Here is a 13,312-nt window from a genome sequence, read left to right on the forward strand (position 1 = left end):
GGGGAGATACCAAAGTGGCCAACTGGGGCGGACTGTAACTCCGCTGACTTCGTCTTCGTAGGTTCGAATCCTGCTCTCCCCACTTTTAATGAAAAAGGAATAAAGATATTTCTTTTATGCGGGAATAGCTCAGTTGATAGAGCATCAGCCTTCCAAGCTGAGGGTCGCGAGTTTGAGTCTCGTTTCCCGCTCATAGAAAAGTTTAGTTGCCGTTGTAGCTCAGGGGTAGAGCGCTTCCTTGGTAAGGAAGAGGTCATGAGTTCAAATCTCATCAATGGCTCGTGAATTTTTAAAGTATTGTTTTTAATTGTTGTCTAATATTAATTAACTTATTGAGTTATGGCTAAAGAACATTTTGACAGGTCAAAACCACACGTAAATATCGGTACTATTGGTCACGTTGACCACGGTAAAACTACTTTGACTGCTGCTATTACTACTGTATTGGCGAAAAAAGGTTTGTCTGAAGTAAAATCATTCGATTCTATCGATAATGCTCCTGAGGAGAAAGAGAGAGGTATTACTATTAATACAGCTCACGTAGAATACCAAACTGCTAACCGTCACTACGCTCACGTTGACTGTCCAGGTCACGCGGATTACGTGAAGAATATGGTAACTGGTGCTGCTCAGATGGATGGTGCTATTTTGGTTTGTGCTGCAACTGATGGTCCTATGCCACAGACTCGCGAGCATATCCTTTTAGCTCGTCAGGTAAATGTACCTAGAATCGTTGTTTTCTTGAACAAAGTTGACATGGTTGACGATGAAGAGATGCTTGAGTTAGTTGAGATGGAAGTTCGTGAATTGTTAGACTTTTATGAGTTTGATGGTGATAACACTCCTATCATCGCTGGTTCTGCACTAGGTGGATTGAACGGAGAAGCTGAGTGGGAAGATAAAATCATGGAATTAATGGAAGCTGTTGATACTTGGATTCCACTTCCTCCACGTGATGTAGATAAGGCTTTCTTAATGCCAGTTGAGGATGTATTCTCTATTACAGGTCGTGGTACTGTTGCAACAGGTCGTATCGAAACTGGTATCGTTAAAACAGGTGAAGAAGTTCAAATCATTGGTCTTGGAGCTGAAGGTATGAAATCTGTAATCACTGGTGTTGAGATGTTCCGTAAGATTTTGGACGAAGGTCAAGCAGGTGATAATGTTGGTCTATTGTTGAGAGGTATCGATAAAGCTGCTATTAAGCGTGGTATGGTTATTTCTCACCCAAATACTATTACTCCTCATACTAAGATTAAAGCTGAGGTTTATGTATTGAAAAAAGAAGAAGGTGGACGTCACACTCCATTCCATAATAAATACCGTCCTCAGTTCTATATCAGAACTCTAGATGTAACTGGTGAGATTACTCTTCCAGAAGGTGTTGAAATGGTTATGCCTGGTGATAACGTTACTATTAATGTTGAATTGATTACTCCAGTTGCATGTGACTTAGGTCTACGTTTCGCTATCCGTGAAGGTGGTAGAACAGTAGGTGCTGGTCAAATTACTGAAATTGTTGAGTAATTAGAACATATATAAGATTGGTCCGTTAGATCGGATCAATCTTCTTATAGACGGGTGTAGCTCAGTTGGTAGAGCACTGGTCTCCAAAACCAGGTGTCGGGAGTTCGAGTCTCTCCTCCCGTGCAAAGACAAATTTGCCTTATGAAACTAAAAATATACATTGAAGAAGTTTATAAAGAACTAGTTCAAAAAGTATCATGGCCATCATGGTCTGAACTCCAAAATAGTGCGATCGTAGTAATGATTGCTTCCACTATTATTGCACTTGCGATTTTCGTAATGGATTTGGGGTTCAAGAATTTGATGGATGTTATATACAGTATGTTACACTAAATTCCTTATTAGAAAAAGATGGCTGAAATTGATAGAAAATGGTATGTTCTGAGGACTGTAGGAGGAAAAGAAAAGAAAGTCAAAGAATATATTGATAGTGAAATTTCTAATCTTGGTCTACAGGAGTATGTGTCACAGGTCCTCATTCCTACCGAAAAAGTGTTTCAAGTGCGTAACGGTAAGAAAATTAGTAAGGAAAGAATTTTTCTTCCTGGTTATATTCTTATTGAAGCAGCACTCGTTGGAGAAATTCCTCACATCCTTCGTAATGTTACGAATGTGATTGGCTTCCTGGGGGATACCAAAGGCGGAGATCCTACTCCTATGCGTATGTCAGAAGTGAATCGCATATTGGGTAAGGTTGATGAACTAGCTAGCAAAGATGAGGAAATTAGTATTCCTTATTATGTTGGTGAGATGGTAAAAGTGACTGATGGACCATTTAATGGTTTTACTGGCGTGATCGAAGAGGTGAATTCTGAGAAGAAGAAACTGAAAGTAATGGTTAAAATCTTCGGACGTAAGACTCCTCTGGAATTAAGTTTCATGCAAGTAGAAAAAGAATAATTAAATCTTTTAGAAAAGTAAAGCTATGGCTAAAGAAGTTGCAGGATTAATTAAATTGCAGATCAAAGGTGGTGCTGCAAATCCTTCACCCCCAGTAGGACCCGCATTAGGTGCTAAAGGGGTAAATATTATGGATTTTTGTAAACAATTTAATGCAAGAACTCAAGATCAGGCTGGAAAAGTAATCCCTGTTGTGATTACTGTTTATTCTGATAGTTCTTTCGATTTTATTACAAAAACTCCTCCAGTAGCTGTACAAATTTTAGAAGCTGCAAAATTAAAATCAGGCTCTCCTGAACCAAACCGTAAAAAAGTTGGTTCTATTTCTTGGGATCAAGTTCGAGGAATCGCAGAGGGGAAAATGAAAGATTTAAATGCTTTTGAAGTTGAAAGCGCCATGAGTATGGTTGCTGGTACGGCAAGAAGTATGGGTATCACAATTTCAGGTGATAGTCCGCTTAATCAATAATTTTAAAATACTGCACTTAAAATGGGTAAACTAACAAAAAATAGAAAGTTAGCTTCAGAAAAAGTGGATACTGATAAGCTATATTCTATCGATGAAGCAGCAAAATTGGTTAAGGAGATTACATCGACCAAATTTGATGCCTCAGTGGATATGGATATTCGCTTAGGAGTTGACCCAAGAAAAGCTAACCAAATGGTACGTGGTGTGGTTACTCTTCCTCATGGTACTGGTAAAGATGTTCGTGTTTTAGTTCTTTGTTCTCCTGATAAGGAAGAAGAAGCTAAAGCTGCAGGTGCTGACTTTGTTGGTCTTGACGATTATGTTACCAAAATCAAAGGTGGATGGACTGATGTTGATGTTATCATCACCATGCCTACTGTAATGGCGAAAGTTGGTGCTCTAGGCCGAGTTTTAGGACCTCGTGGTTTAATGCCAAATCCTAAATCCGGTACAGTAACAATGGATATTGCTAAAGCAGTTGCCGAAGTGAAAGCTGGTAAGATTGATTTTAAGGTCGATAAATATGGTATTATTCACTCATCGATCGGTAAAGTATCTTTTGAAGCAGATAAGATTAAAGAAAATGCTAAAGAATTTGTTGGCATTATCAATAAGCTTAAACCATCTGCAGCAAAAGGAACTTATGTGAAGAGTGTTTACCTGTCAAGCACAATGAGTCTTGGTATCCAGTTGGATCCAAAATCACTTGACTAATTTTAATTTTTAATCAAGACCTTAGTAATCATGAAAAGGGAAGAAAAAATTCAGATTATTGATAGCTTGACGGAAGAAATCAATGCTTCAAATCACTTTTATCTGACAGACATCTCAGAAATGAATGCGGAAGACACTTCTGCACTTCGTAGAGCTTGTTTCGAAAAAGATATTAAGTTGATTGTAGTAAAAAACACACTTCTTAGAATCGCTTTGGAAAAAGCAGAAGGTGAGTTTGATGGGTTAACTGATGTACTTAAGGGAGCAACCTCTCTTATGCTTACAGAAACAGGTAACCTTCCTGCTAAGCTTATCAAAGAATTCCGTAAAGGAAACGATAAACCTATCCTGAAAGGGGCTTATGTTGAAGAATCACTTTATATTGGTGATAACGAGCTTGATGCTCTTACAACGATCAAGTCTAAGGAAGAACTTATTGGAGATATCGTGGCATTGCTACAATCACCAATCAAGAATGTTATTTCTTCATTGGAATCAGGAAAGAATATCCTAGCTGGTGTTGTGAAAACACTTTCAGAAAAAGAGTAATATATTAGTAAATTAAATTTTAAAAACTGAAGGAAAATGGCAGATTTAAAAAAGTTTGCAGAAGAATTAGTTAATTTGACTGTTAAGGAAGTAAGTGAGTTAGCTGAGATCTTAAAAGAAGAATACGGAATTGAGCCTGCTGCTGCTGCTGCAGTTGTTGCTGGACCTGCTGCTGGTGGTGCTGATGCTGCTGCTGAGCAAACAGAGTTTGACGTAATTCTTAAAGCTGCTGGTGGTTCTAAACTAGCTGTAGTAAAATTGGTTAAAGAATTAACTGGTTTAGGTCTTAAGGAAGCTAAGGCTGCAGTTGATGCTGCACCAGCTCCATTGAAAGAAAAAGTTTCTAAGGAAGAAGCTGAGGCACTAAAAGCACAATTAGAAGAAGCTGGAGCTGAAGTTGAACTTAAATAGAAGCGCTAAAACCTATATATAAGGTTATTTTGGTTTAGAGTTCCTTACCGGGACTCTAAGCCTTTTTGTTGTTTATTATCGTTTAGGTTCAATTAATTTTAAGTAAATGTCTTCAAATACTATTAGTCAAAGAATTAGTTTTACTTCAAACAAAAATCAGTTATTATATCCTGATTTTTTGGAAGTACAATTAAAATCTTTTCAAGACTTTTTTCAACTGGAAACTACTCCTGAGAAAAGAACGAACGAAGGATTATTTAAGGTATTTAGCGAGAATTTTCCAATTACAGATACACGAAATAACTTCGTACTGGAGTTTCTCGACTATTTTGTTGATCCGCCCCGCTACTCAATCGAAGAATGTATTGAAAGAGGTTTAACTTACAGTGTTCCACTGAAAGCTAAACTAAAACTTTACTGTACCGATCCGGAGCATGAAGATTTTGATACAGTTATTCAAGATGTATATCTTGGAACTGTACCTTACATGACCGAAAAAGGTACTTTTGTAGTTAACGGAGCAGAACGTGTAGTTGTTTCTCAGCTTCACCGTTCACCTGGTGTATTCTTCGGGCAAAGTGTACACGCAAATGGAACCAAGTTATATTCTGCCAGAATTATTCCTTTCAAAGGTTCCTGGATCGAATTTGCTACTGACATCAATAATGTGATGTTTGCATATATCGATCGTAAGAAAAAACTTCCTGTAACAACTCTTCTTCGTGCCATCGGGTACGAAAGTGATAAGGAAATCCTTGAGATTTTCGATCTCGCAGATGAAATAAAAGTTTCTAAAACCGGTTTGAAAAAAATCGTTGGAAGAAAACTTGCAGCTCGTGTTCTTAAGTCATGGATTGAAGACTTTGTTGACGAGGATACGGGAGAGGTTGTGTCAATCGAACGTAATGAGGTTGTTATTGATCGTGAGACAATAATCGAACCAGAACATATAGAAGAAATTCTAGAATCGGGTGCAAAAACAATTTTACTTCACAAAGAAGAACAAAATTTGGCCGATTATGCAATTATTTATAATACTTTGCAGAAAGACCCTTGTAACTCCGAAAAAGAAGCAGTTCTTCACATTTATCGTCAGTTACGAAACTCTGAGCCACCTGATGAGGCGACAGCACGTGATGTTATCGATAAACTATTCTTTTCTGATAAGAGATATGATTTAGGCGATGTTGGTAGATATCGTTTGAATAAAAAACTTGGTCTTAATACTGCAGGTGATACCAAAGTATTGACTAAGGAAGACATTATTGAAATTATCAAGTATCTAATCAAATTGTTAAATGCACGTACTGATGTGGATGATATTGACCACCTTAGTAATAGACGTGTTCGTACAGTTGGTGAGCAACTTCATTCCCAATTTGGGGTAGGTTTGGCTCGTATGGCTAGAACTATCCGAGAGAGGATGAATGTTCGTGATAATGAGGTGTTTACACCTATTGATTTGATTAATTCCAAAACACTTTCTTCGGTAATTAATTCTTTCTTTGGAACGAATGCTTTGTCTCAGTTCATGGACCAAACGAATCCATTGGCTGAAATTACACACAAACGTAGAATGTCTGCTTTAGGACCTGGTGGTCTTTCGAGAGAAAGAGCTGGTTTTGAGGTTCGAGATGTTCACTATACTCACTATGGACGACTTTGTCCTATTGAGACACCAGAGGGACCAAATATTGGTTTGATTTCTTCTTTGTGTGTATTTGCGAAAATCAATAATCTTGGTTTTATCGAAACTCCATATCGTAAAGTTGTTGAAGGTAAAGTAGATTTATCATCAGAAGGTGTTAAGTATCTTTCTGCTGAAGAAGAAGAGGGGTTGACTATTGCTCAGGCAAATGCACCATTAAACGAAGATGGTACTTTTGTAAATGCAAAAGCCAAGTCGCGTAAAGATGGTGATTTCCCATTTGAGGAAATTGAAAATATCGAGTTGATGGACGTTGCTCCTAACCAGATTGCCTCTATTGCTGCTTCTTTAATTCCTTTCCTTGAACATGATGATGCTAACCGTGCGTTGATGGGATCTAACATGATGCGTCAGGCTGTACCGGTTATTAATCCTCAATCTCCTATCGTTGGAACAGGTTTGGAAGGTGATTTAGTTCGGGATTCTAGAACTCAGATTGCCGCAGAAGGTGAAGGGGTTGTTGAATTTGTAGATGCAACTAAGATTGTTATCAAGTATGTTAGATCAGAGGAAGAAGCATTTGTAAGTTTCGAAGGGGATTCAAAAACTTATAATCTTCCAAAATATGGTAAAACTAACCAGGGTACAACGATGGACCTTAAACCAATTGTTACGAAAGGACAACAGGTTGTAAAAGGACAGATACTTACCGATGGTTATGGAACTCAGGATGGAGAATTAGCTCTTGGTCGTAACCTGAAAGTGGCATTTATGCCTTGGAAAGGTTACAATTATGAGGACGCTATTGTAATTTCAGAGCGTATTGTTAAAGATGATGTGTTTACTTCGGTTCACGTTGATGAGTACACACTGGAAGTTCGTGATACTAAACGAGGTATGGAAGAATTAACTTCTGATATTCCGAATGTTAGTGAAGAGGCAACTCGTAACTTGGACGAAAATGGATTAATTAGAATTGGTGCTAATGTTGAACCAGGTGATATTCTAATTGGTAAGATTACTCCTAAAGGTGAATCAGATCCATCTCCGGAAGAGAAATTATTGAGAGCTATTTTTGGTGATAAAGCTGGTGATGTTAAGGATGCTTCTTTAAAAGCTTCTCCATCATTACGCGGAGTTATTATTAATAAGAAATTATTCTCTCGTTCAATTCGTGATCGTAAATCTAAGCAATCTGATAAGCCACTTATTCTTAAGTTGGATGAGGAATTGCAAAGACAGCTAGCAGAATTGAAAAACCGTTTGGTTGATAAATTATTTATTCTTGTTAATGGAAAAACATCGCAGGGTGTTAAAGATTACTTAAGTGTTGATATTATTCCTAAAGGAGTTAAGTTTACTCAGAAACTTCTTATGGATATCAATTATATGGAGATTGATCCTAATAAGTGGACTACCGACAAGGATAAGAATGAAACCATTAAAAAGCTTTTAAACAATTATATCATTAAGTTCAAAGAACTAGATAGTTTAAATAAGCGTAAAAAATATAATGTAACCATTGGTGATGAAATGCCTGCGGGTATTATTCAAATGGCGAAGGTTTACGTTGCTAAAAAACGTAAATTGCAGATTGGTGATAAAATGGCCGGTCGTCACGGTAATAAAGGTATCGTATCAAGAGTTGTTAGAGACGAAGATATGCCTTTCCTTGAGGACGGAACAACTGTTGATATTTGTTTGAACCCACTTGGTGTGCCTTCTCGTATGAACCTTGGACAGGTTTTTGAAACTGTTCTTGGATGGGCAGGTCAGGAATTGGGATTAAAATTTGCAACGCCAATTTTCGATGGTGCATCCTTAGATGAGATAACTAGTTATACCGATAAAGCAGGTGTACCTGCATTTGGTAAAGCTTATCTTCACGATGGTGGAACAGGAGAGCGTTTTGATCAGCCAGCTACTGTTGGTGTGATTTATATGCTGAAACTGGGTCACATGGTTGATGACAAGATGCATGCTCGTTCTATCGGACCATATTCTTTGATCACTCAGCAGCCTCTTGGAGGTAAAGCTCAGTTTGGTGGTCAACGTTTTGGTGAGATGGAGGTTTGGGCCCTTGAAGCATTCGGAGCGGCCCATATACTACAGGAAATCCTAACCGTTAAATCGGATGACGTTATTGGTCGAGCGAAAGCTTACGAATCAATTGTTAAAGGTGATCCTATGCCAAATCCGGGGATACCGGAATCTCTAAATGTGTTATTACACGAATTGAGAGGTCTTGGCTTGAGCGTTAAATTAGTATAAGCCTTATTATAAAGTGAATGTGCGATTTTCGTGCATTCACTTTTATTGAATTATTTTGTTAATTTCCTAATTTTCAACATATGGCATTCAGAAGAGATAAACAAGTAAAGAGTAGTTTTACAAAAATCTCTATCAGTCTTGCTTCTCCAGAAGAGATTTTAGAAAGATCCAGTGGGGAAGTTTTAAAGCCTGAAACCATCAATTATCGTACTTATAAGCCGGAACGTGACGGATTATTCTGTGAAAGAATTTTCGGTCCTGTTAAAGATTATGAGTGTCATTGTGGTAAGTATAAGCGTATCCGCTATCGCGGTATTGTTTGTGACCGATGTGGAGTAGAGGTAACCGAGAAAAAGGTTAGACGAGAGCGCATGGGACACATTCAGTTGGTTGTACCAGTAGCACACATTTGGTATTTTAAATCCTTACCTAATAAAATCGGTTATCTTTTGGGATTACCAACCAAGAAGCTTGATTCTATCATTTATTACGAAAGATATGTAGTAATTAATGCTGGTATTAAATCTGCTGATGGTATAAAATACTTAGATTTCTTAACCGAGGAAGAGTATCTTGATATTCTTGACGCGCTTCCTGCTGAGAATCAGTATTTGGATGATGATGATCCGAATAAGTTTATTGCACAAATGGGTGCAGATGCTTTGTACAGTTTGCTAGGTCGTTTAGATCTTGATGCATTATCTTATGATTTGCGTCACAAAGCAAATACTGAGACTTCGCAGCAACGTAAAAATGAAGCATTAAAACGTCTTCAGGTAGTTGAGGCTTTCCGCGATTCACAGGGAATCAATCGTCCTGAATGGATGATTGTAAAAGTTGTTCCTGTAATTCCACCAGAGTTGCGCCCATTAGTGCCATTGGATGGAGGTCGTTTTGCAACTTCAGATTTGAATGATTTGTATCGAAGAGTTATTATTCGTAACAATCGTTTAAAAAGATTAATAGAAATCAAAGCTCCGGAAGTAATTTTGCGTAATGAAAAACGTATGCTTCAGGAATCTGTTGATTCATTATTCGATAATTCACGTAAATCAAATGCTGTTAAGACAGAAAATAACCGCCCTTTAAAATCTCTTTCAGATTCATTGAAAGGAAAGCAAGGTCGTTTCCGTCAAAACTTGTTGGGTAAACGTGTTGACTATTCTGCTCGTTCGGTTATTGTTGTAGGTCCAGACTTACAAATGCACGAATGTGGTTTGCCAAAAGATATGGCAGCTGAGCTATACAAGCCTTTTGTTATTCGTAAATTGATTGAGAGAGGTATTGTTAAGACAGTAAAATCTGCAAAGAAAATTGTAGATAGAAAAGACCCTGTTGTTTGGGATATTTTGGAAAATGTACTGAAAGGACATCCGGTTCTTCTTAACCGTGCTCCAACTCTTCACCGTTTGGGTATTCAGGCATTCCAGCCAAAATTGATCGAAGGTAAGGCAATCCGTTTGCATCCATTGGCTTGTACTGGTTTTAATGCCGATTTCGATGGTGACCAAATGGCGGTTCACTTGCCACTTGGTAATGAAGCAGTATTAGAAGCTCAAATGTTAATGTTGTGTTCTCACAATATTTTGAATCCTGCTAATGGTGCTCCGGTAACTGTTCCTTCTCAGGATATGGTATTGGGATTATATTACATTACCAAACCAAGAAAAGGTGCAAAAGGAGAAGGTTTAATTTTTTACTCAGCAGAAGAGGCTATGATTGCTTTTAATGAAAAAGCAGTAAGTCTACATGCGAATATTAAGGTTAAAGTAAAAGATTTGAATGAAAACGACGAATTAGTAGATACTATTTTAGAGACTACTGTTGGACGTATCATTTTAAATCAGTTTACTCCTAAAAAAGCAGGTTTCTTAAATCAATTGATTACTAAGAAAGCGCTTCGTGATATTATTGGATACGTATTTAAAAAATGTGGAGTTGATGCTTGTGCGCAATTCCTTGATGATATTAAAGACTTAGGATATCGTAAGGCATTCGAAGGTGGACTTTCGTTTAACCTTGCCGATGTTAAGGTTCCTGTTGAAAAAGAATCTTTAGTAGCTGATGGTTATGCTCAGGTAGAAGAAGTGTTGAATAACTACAACATGGGTTTCATTACCAATAATGAACGTTACAATCAGATTATTGATATCTGGACACATGTAAATGCGAATTTAACTCAAACATTGATGACTCAGTTGACCTCTGATAATGATGGTTTCAACTCCGTATATATGATGCTTGATTCAGGAGCCCGTGGTTCTCGAGAGCAGATTCGTCAGTTAGGTGGTATGCGTGGTTTGATGGCTAAGCCTCAAAAATCGGGTGCTACAGGTGGACAGATTATTGAAAATCCAATTCTTTCGAACTTTAAAGAAGGGCTATCGGTACTAGAGTACTTTATCTCTACTCACGGTGCTCGTAAAGGTTTGGCAGATACGGCACTGAAAACAGCTGATGCGGGTTATTTAACTCGTCGTTTGGTTGATGTTGCTCAGGATGTTATTATTAATGAGCAAGATTGTGGTACTCTAAGAGGTTTAACAGCAACTGCTATTAAGAATCAGGAAGAAGTTGTGGCTTCTCTTTACGAACGTATCCTAGGTAGAACTACAGTTCACAATGTATATGATCCTATCTCAGGTGAACTAATTGTTGAAGCTGGTGTTGAGATTACCGAAGAAATTGCTGAAAGAATTGAGAATTCTCCAATTGAGAGAGTAGAGATTCGTTCCGTATTGACATGTGAATCGAAACAAGGTGTTTGTGCCAAATGTTATGGTCGTAACCTGGCAACAGGTAAGGCTGTTCAAAAAGGTGAGGCAGTTGGTGTTATTGCAGCTCAGTCTATTGGTGAGCCGGGTACACAGCTTACTCTTCGTACCTTCCACGTAGGGGGTACCGCGGGTAACGTTTCTGCTGAAAACTCTGTAGAGTCTAAATACAATGGTTATGCTGAATTCGAAGAATTAAGAACTGTTGAGCATACTCCTGAAGAAGGAGATAAGTACGACGTTGTTATTGGTCGATTGGCAGAATTGCGTATTATTGATAAAAATACAAACATTACATTGACTACCCATACAATTCCTTACGGATCTAAATTGTATATTAAGGATGGTCAGGATGTTAAGAAGGGTGATCTTATTTGTGAATGGGATCCATATAATGCAATGATCGTTACTGAGTTTTCTGGTAAGGTTACTTTTGAGAATTTAATTGAAGGTATTACTTATAAAGAAGAATCTGATGAAGCGACTGGTTTTGCTGAAAAAGTAATTGTTGAATCTAAGGATAAAACGAAAAACCCAAGTGTTAAGATTTTAAATTCTTCAGGAGAAATTCTTAAATCTTACAATTTACCTGTAGGTGCACATATTTCTGTTGCCGAAGGTGAGATGGTTGCCTCGGGTGAATCGGTAGTTAAAATTCCTAGAGCTCTTGGTAAAGCAGGTGATATTACAGGGGGTCTTCCTCGTGTTACCGAATTATTTGAGGCTCGTAATCCATCTAATCCTGCAGTTGTTTCTGAGATTGATGGTGAGGTTACTTTTGGTAAGATTAAACGTGGTAATCGTGAGATCGTTGTTACTACCAAAGCAGGAGATGTTAAGAAGTACCTTGTACCTCTTTCAAAACAGATTCTTGTTCAGGAAAATGACTACGTAAGAGCAGGAACTCCTTTATCAGAAGGAGCTACTACACCAGCCGATATTCTATCGATTAAAGGACCTACAAAAGTTCAGGAATATATCGTGAACGAGGTACAGGATGTATATCGTATGCAAGGTGTGAAGATTAACGATAAACACTTTGAGATTATCGTTCGTCAGATGATGCGTAAAGTAGTTATTGCTGATCCGGGTGATACTAAATTCTTAGAAAAACAGATTATCGACAAGATGGTTTTCATGCGCGAGAATGATGAAATTTTCGGTAAGAAAGTTGTTGTTGATGCTGGTGATTCTGATGAATTGAAAGCTGGACAGATTGTTACTGCAAGAAAGCTTAGAGATGTTAATTCAATCTTAAAGCGTAGAGATATGAAATTAGTAGAAGCGCGTGAGGCAATTTCTGCAACATCTACCCAGATTTTGCAAGGTATTACCAGAGCAGCTCTTCAAACTAAGAGTTTTATCTCAGCTGCATCGTTCCAGGAAACTACCAAAGTGTTGAATGAAGCCGCTATTAGTGGTAAAACAGACTTATTGGAAGGTTTGAAAGAGAACGTTATTTGTGGTCACTTAATTCCTGCAGGTACAGGTTTAAGAGAATACAAAGATGTTGTTGTTGGAGCTAAAGAAGAATACGAAAAACTTCTTGAGAACAAATCAGATTTCTAAAAACAGAATTCGATATAGTAAAGGGTGTTTCCATTGGAGACACCCTTTTTTATTGTTCAGAATAGAAGTCATTTTCAAAATATATTTCCTAATTTTACCTATAGCAAATTATAAAATTAATAAAGAACTTAAGATGAGTGATCAAAAAAAATCTAATCAAATTGATATACAGTTAAAAGAAGATGTGGCTCAGGGAACCTACTCTAACCTTGCGGTGATTACACATTCTTCTTCGGAGTTTGTAGTCGATTTTGTGAGAGTAATGCCGGGTGTACCTAAAGCAGATGTGAAATCGAGAATTATTTTAACACCAGAACATGCTAAAAGGCTTATGTTAGCTTTACAGGATAATATTAAAAAGTTCGAAGCTATGAATGGCCCCATTAAAAATGTAGATCCCAATCAGGGACCACAAGGACCAGTAATTCCAATGGGCTTTGGACCAACAGGACAAGCATAAAAGATTCATTTTGTCATGCT

General features: G+C 37.7%; 10 protein-coding genes and 4 tRNA genes. All 14 read left to right on the forward strand.

Annotated features, from left to right (window positions below):
• The 14 genes from ACT3CE_RS11720 (at position 1) to ACT3CE_RS11785 (ending at position 13,292) form a co-directional block, all read left to right on the forward strand.
• Positions 1-82, forward strand: a tRNA-Tyr gene (locus ACT3CE_RS11720).
• Between the two features lie 36 nt (positions 83-118).
• Positions 119-191, forward strand: a tRNA-Gly gene (locus ACT3CE_RS11725).
• A 17-nt stretch (positions 192-208) separates the two neighbouring features.
• Positions 209-280, forward strand: a tRNA-Thr gene (locus ACT3CE_RS11730).
• A gap of 59 nt (positions 281-339) precedes the next feature.
• Entirely contained in the window at positions 340-1,527 is a 1,188-nt protein-coding gene (gene tuf / locus ACT3CE_RS11735) for an elongation factor Tu (protein WP_444709958.1), read from the forward strand.
• Between the two features lie 50 nt (positions 1,528-1,577).
• Positions 1,578-1,650, forward strand: a tRNA-Trp gene (locus ACT3CE_RS11740).
• 18 nt (positions 1,651-1,668) lie between these two features.
• Positions 1,669-1,860, forward strand: a complete 192-nt coding sequence (secE, locus tag ACT3CE_RS11745) for a preprotein translocase subunit SecE (RefSeq protein ID WP_444709959.1) — start codon at positions 1,669-1,671, stop codon at positions 1,858-1,860.
• A gap of 18 nt (positions 1,861-1,878) precedes the next feature.
• The gene (gene nusG, locus ACT3CE_RS11750; RefSeq protein WP_444709960.1) at positions 1,879-2,427 is read left to right on the forward strand and encodes a transcription termination/antitermination protein NusG; all 549 of its coding nucleotides are present in this window, start codon (positions 1,879-1,881) and stop codon (positions 2,425-2,427) included.
• Positions 2,428-2,452: 25 nt separating this feature from the next.
• Positions 2,453-2,896 carry a 50S ribosomal protein L11 gene (gene rplK, locus ACT3CE_RS11755; protein WP_444709961.1) on the forward strand — a complete coding sequence of 148 codons (444 nt, stop codon included), beginning with the start codon at positions 2,453-2,455 and terminating at the stop codon, positions 2,894-2,896.
• Positions 2,897-2,917: 21 nt separating this feature from the next.
• Positions 2,918-3,610, forward strand: coding sequence for a 50S ribosomal protein L1 (gene rplA / locus ACT3CE_RS11760; RefSeq protein WP_444709962.1), 693 nt, complete (start codon positions 2,918-2,920; stop codon positions 3,608-3,610).
• Positions 3,611-3,640: 30 nt separating this feature from the next.
• Positions 3,641-4,159: a 50S ribosomal protein L10 gene (gene rplJ / locus ACT3CE_RS11765; protein ID WP_444709963.1), complete on the forward strand. Its 519-nt coding sequence runs from the start codon at positions 3,641-3,643 to the stop codon at positions 4,157-4,159.
• 36 nt (positions 4,160-4,195) lie between these two features.
• Positions 4,196-4,570, forward strand: coding sequence for a 50S ribosomal protein L7/L12 (gene rplL / locus ACT3CE_RS11770; RefSeq protein ID WP_320120574.1), 375 nt, complete (start codon positions 4,196-4,198; stop codon positions 4,568-4,570).
• A 106-nt stretch (positions 4,571-4,676) separates the two neighbouring features.
• A complete protein-coding gene (gene rpoB, locus ACT3CE_RS11775) occupies positions 4,677-8,489 on the forward strand; it encodes a DNA-directed RNA polymerase subunit beta (RefSeq protein ID WP_444709964.1) in 3,813 nt (1,270 codons plus the stop codon).
• 80 nt (positions 8,490-8,569) lie between these two features.
• Positions 8,570-12,832, forward strand: a complete 4,263-nt coding sequence (rpoC, locus tag ACT3CE_RS11780) for a DNA-directed RNA polymerase subunit beta' (protein WP_444709965.1) — start codon at positions 8,570-8,572, stop codon at positions 12,830-12,832.
• 133 nt (positions 12,833-12,965) lie between these two features.
• Positions 12,966-13,292 (forward strand): DUF3467 domain-containing protein, encoded by a 327-nt coding sequence (locus ACT3CE_RS11785; protein ID WP_444709966.1) that lies wholly within the window; start codon positions 12,966-12,968, stop codon positions 13,290-13,292.
• Positions 13,293-13,312: the final 20 nt, after the last annotated feature.

It is taken from the genome of Marinifilum sp. RC60d5 (assembly GCF_052400665.1).
Classification (GTDB): Bacteria; Bacteroidota; Bacteroidia; order Bacteroidales; family Marinifilaceae; genus JBQTGK01.

Bases quoted from the DNA above. Each gene is read 5' to 3' on its own strand.
- tuf (WP_444709958.1), top strand. From the start codon at position 340: ATGGCTAAAGAACATTTTGACAGGTCAAAACCACACGTAAATATCGGT.
- secE (WP_444709959.1), top strand. From the start codon at position 1,669: ATGAAACTAAAAATATACATTGAAGAAGTTTATAAAGAACTAGTTCAA.
- nusG (WP_444709960.1), top strand. From the start codon at position 1,879: ATGGCTGAAATTGATAGAAAATGGTATGTTCTGAGGACTGTAGGAGGA.
- rplK (WP_444709961.1), top strand. From the start codon at position 2,453: ATGGCTAAAGAAGTTGCAGGATTAATTAAATTGCAGATCAAAGGTGGT.
- rplA (WP_444709962.1), top strand. From the start codon at position 2,918: ATGGGTAAACTAACAAAAAATAGAAAGTTAGCTTCAGAAAAAGTGGAT.
- rplJ (WP_444709963.1), top strand. From the start codon at position 3,641: ATGAAAAGGGAAGAAAAAATTCAGATTATTGATAGCTTGACGGAAGAA.
- rplL (WP_320120574.1), top strand. From the start codon at position 4,196: ATGGCAGATTTAAAAAAGTTTGCAGAAGAATTAGTTAATTTGACTGTT.
- rpoB (WP_444709964.1), top strand. From the start codon at position 4,677: ATGTCTTCAAATACTATTAGTCAAAGAATTAGTTTTACTTCAAACAAA.
- rpoC (WP_444709965.1), top strand. From the start codon at position 8,570: ATGGCATTCAGAAGAGATAAACAAGTAAAGAGTAGTTTTACAAAAATC.
- ACT3CE_RS11785 (WP_444709966.1), top strand. From the start codon at position 12,966: ATGAGTGATCAAAAAAAATCTAATCAAATTGATATACAGTTAAAAGAA.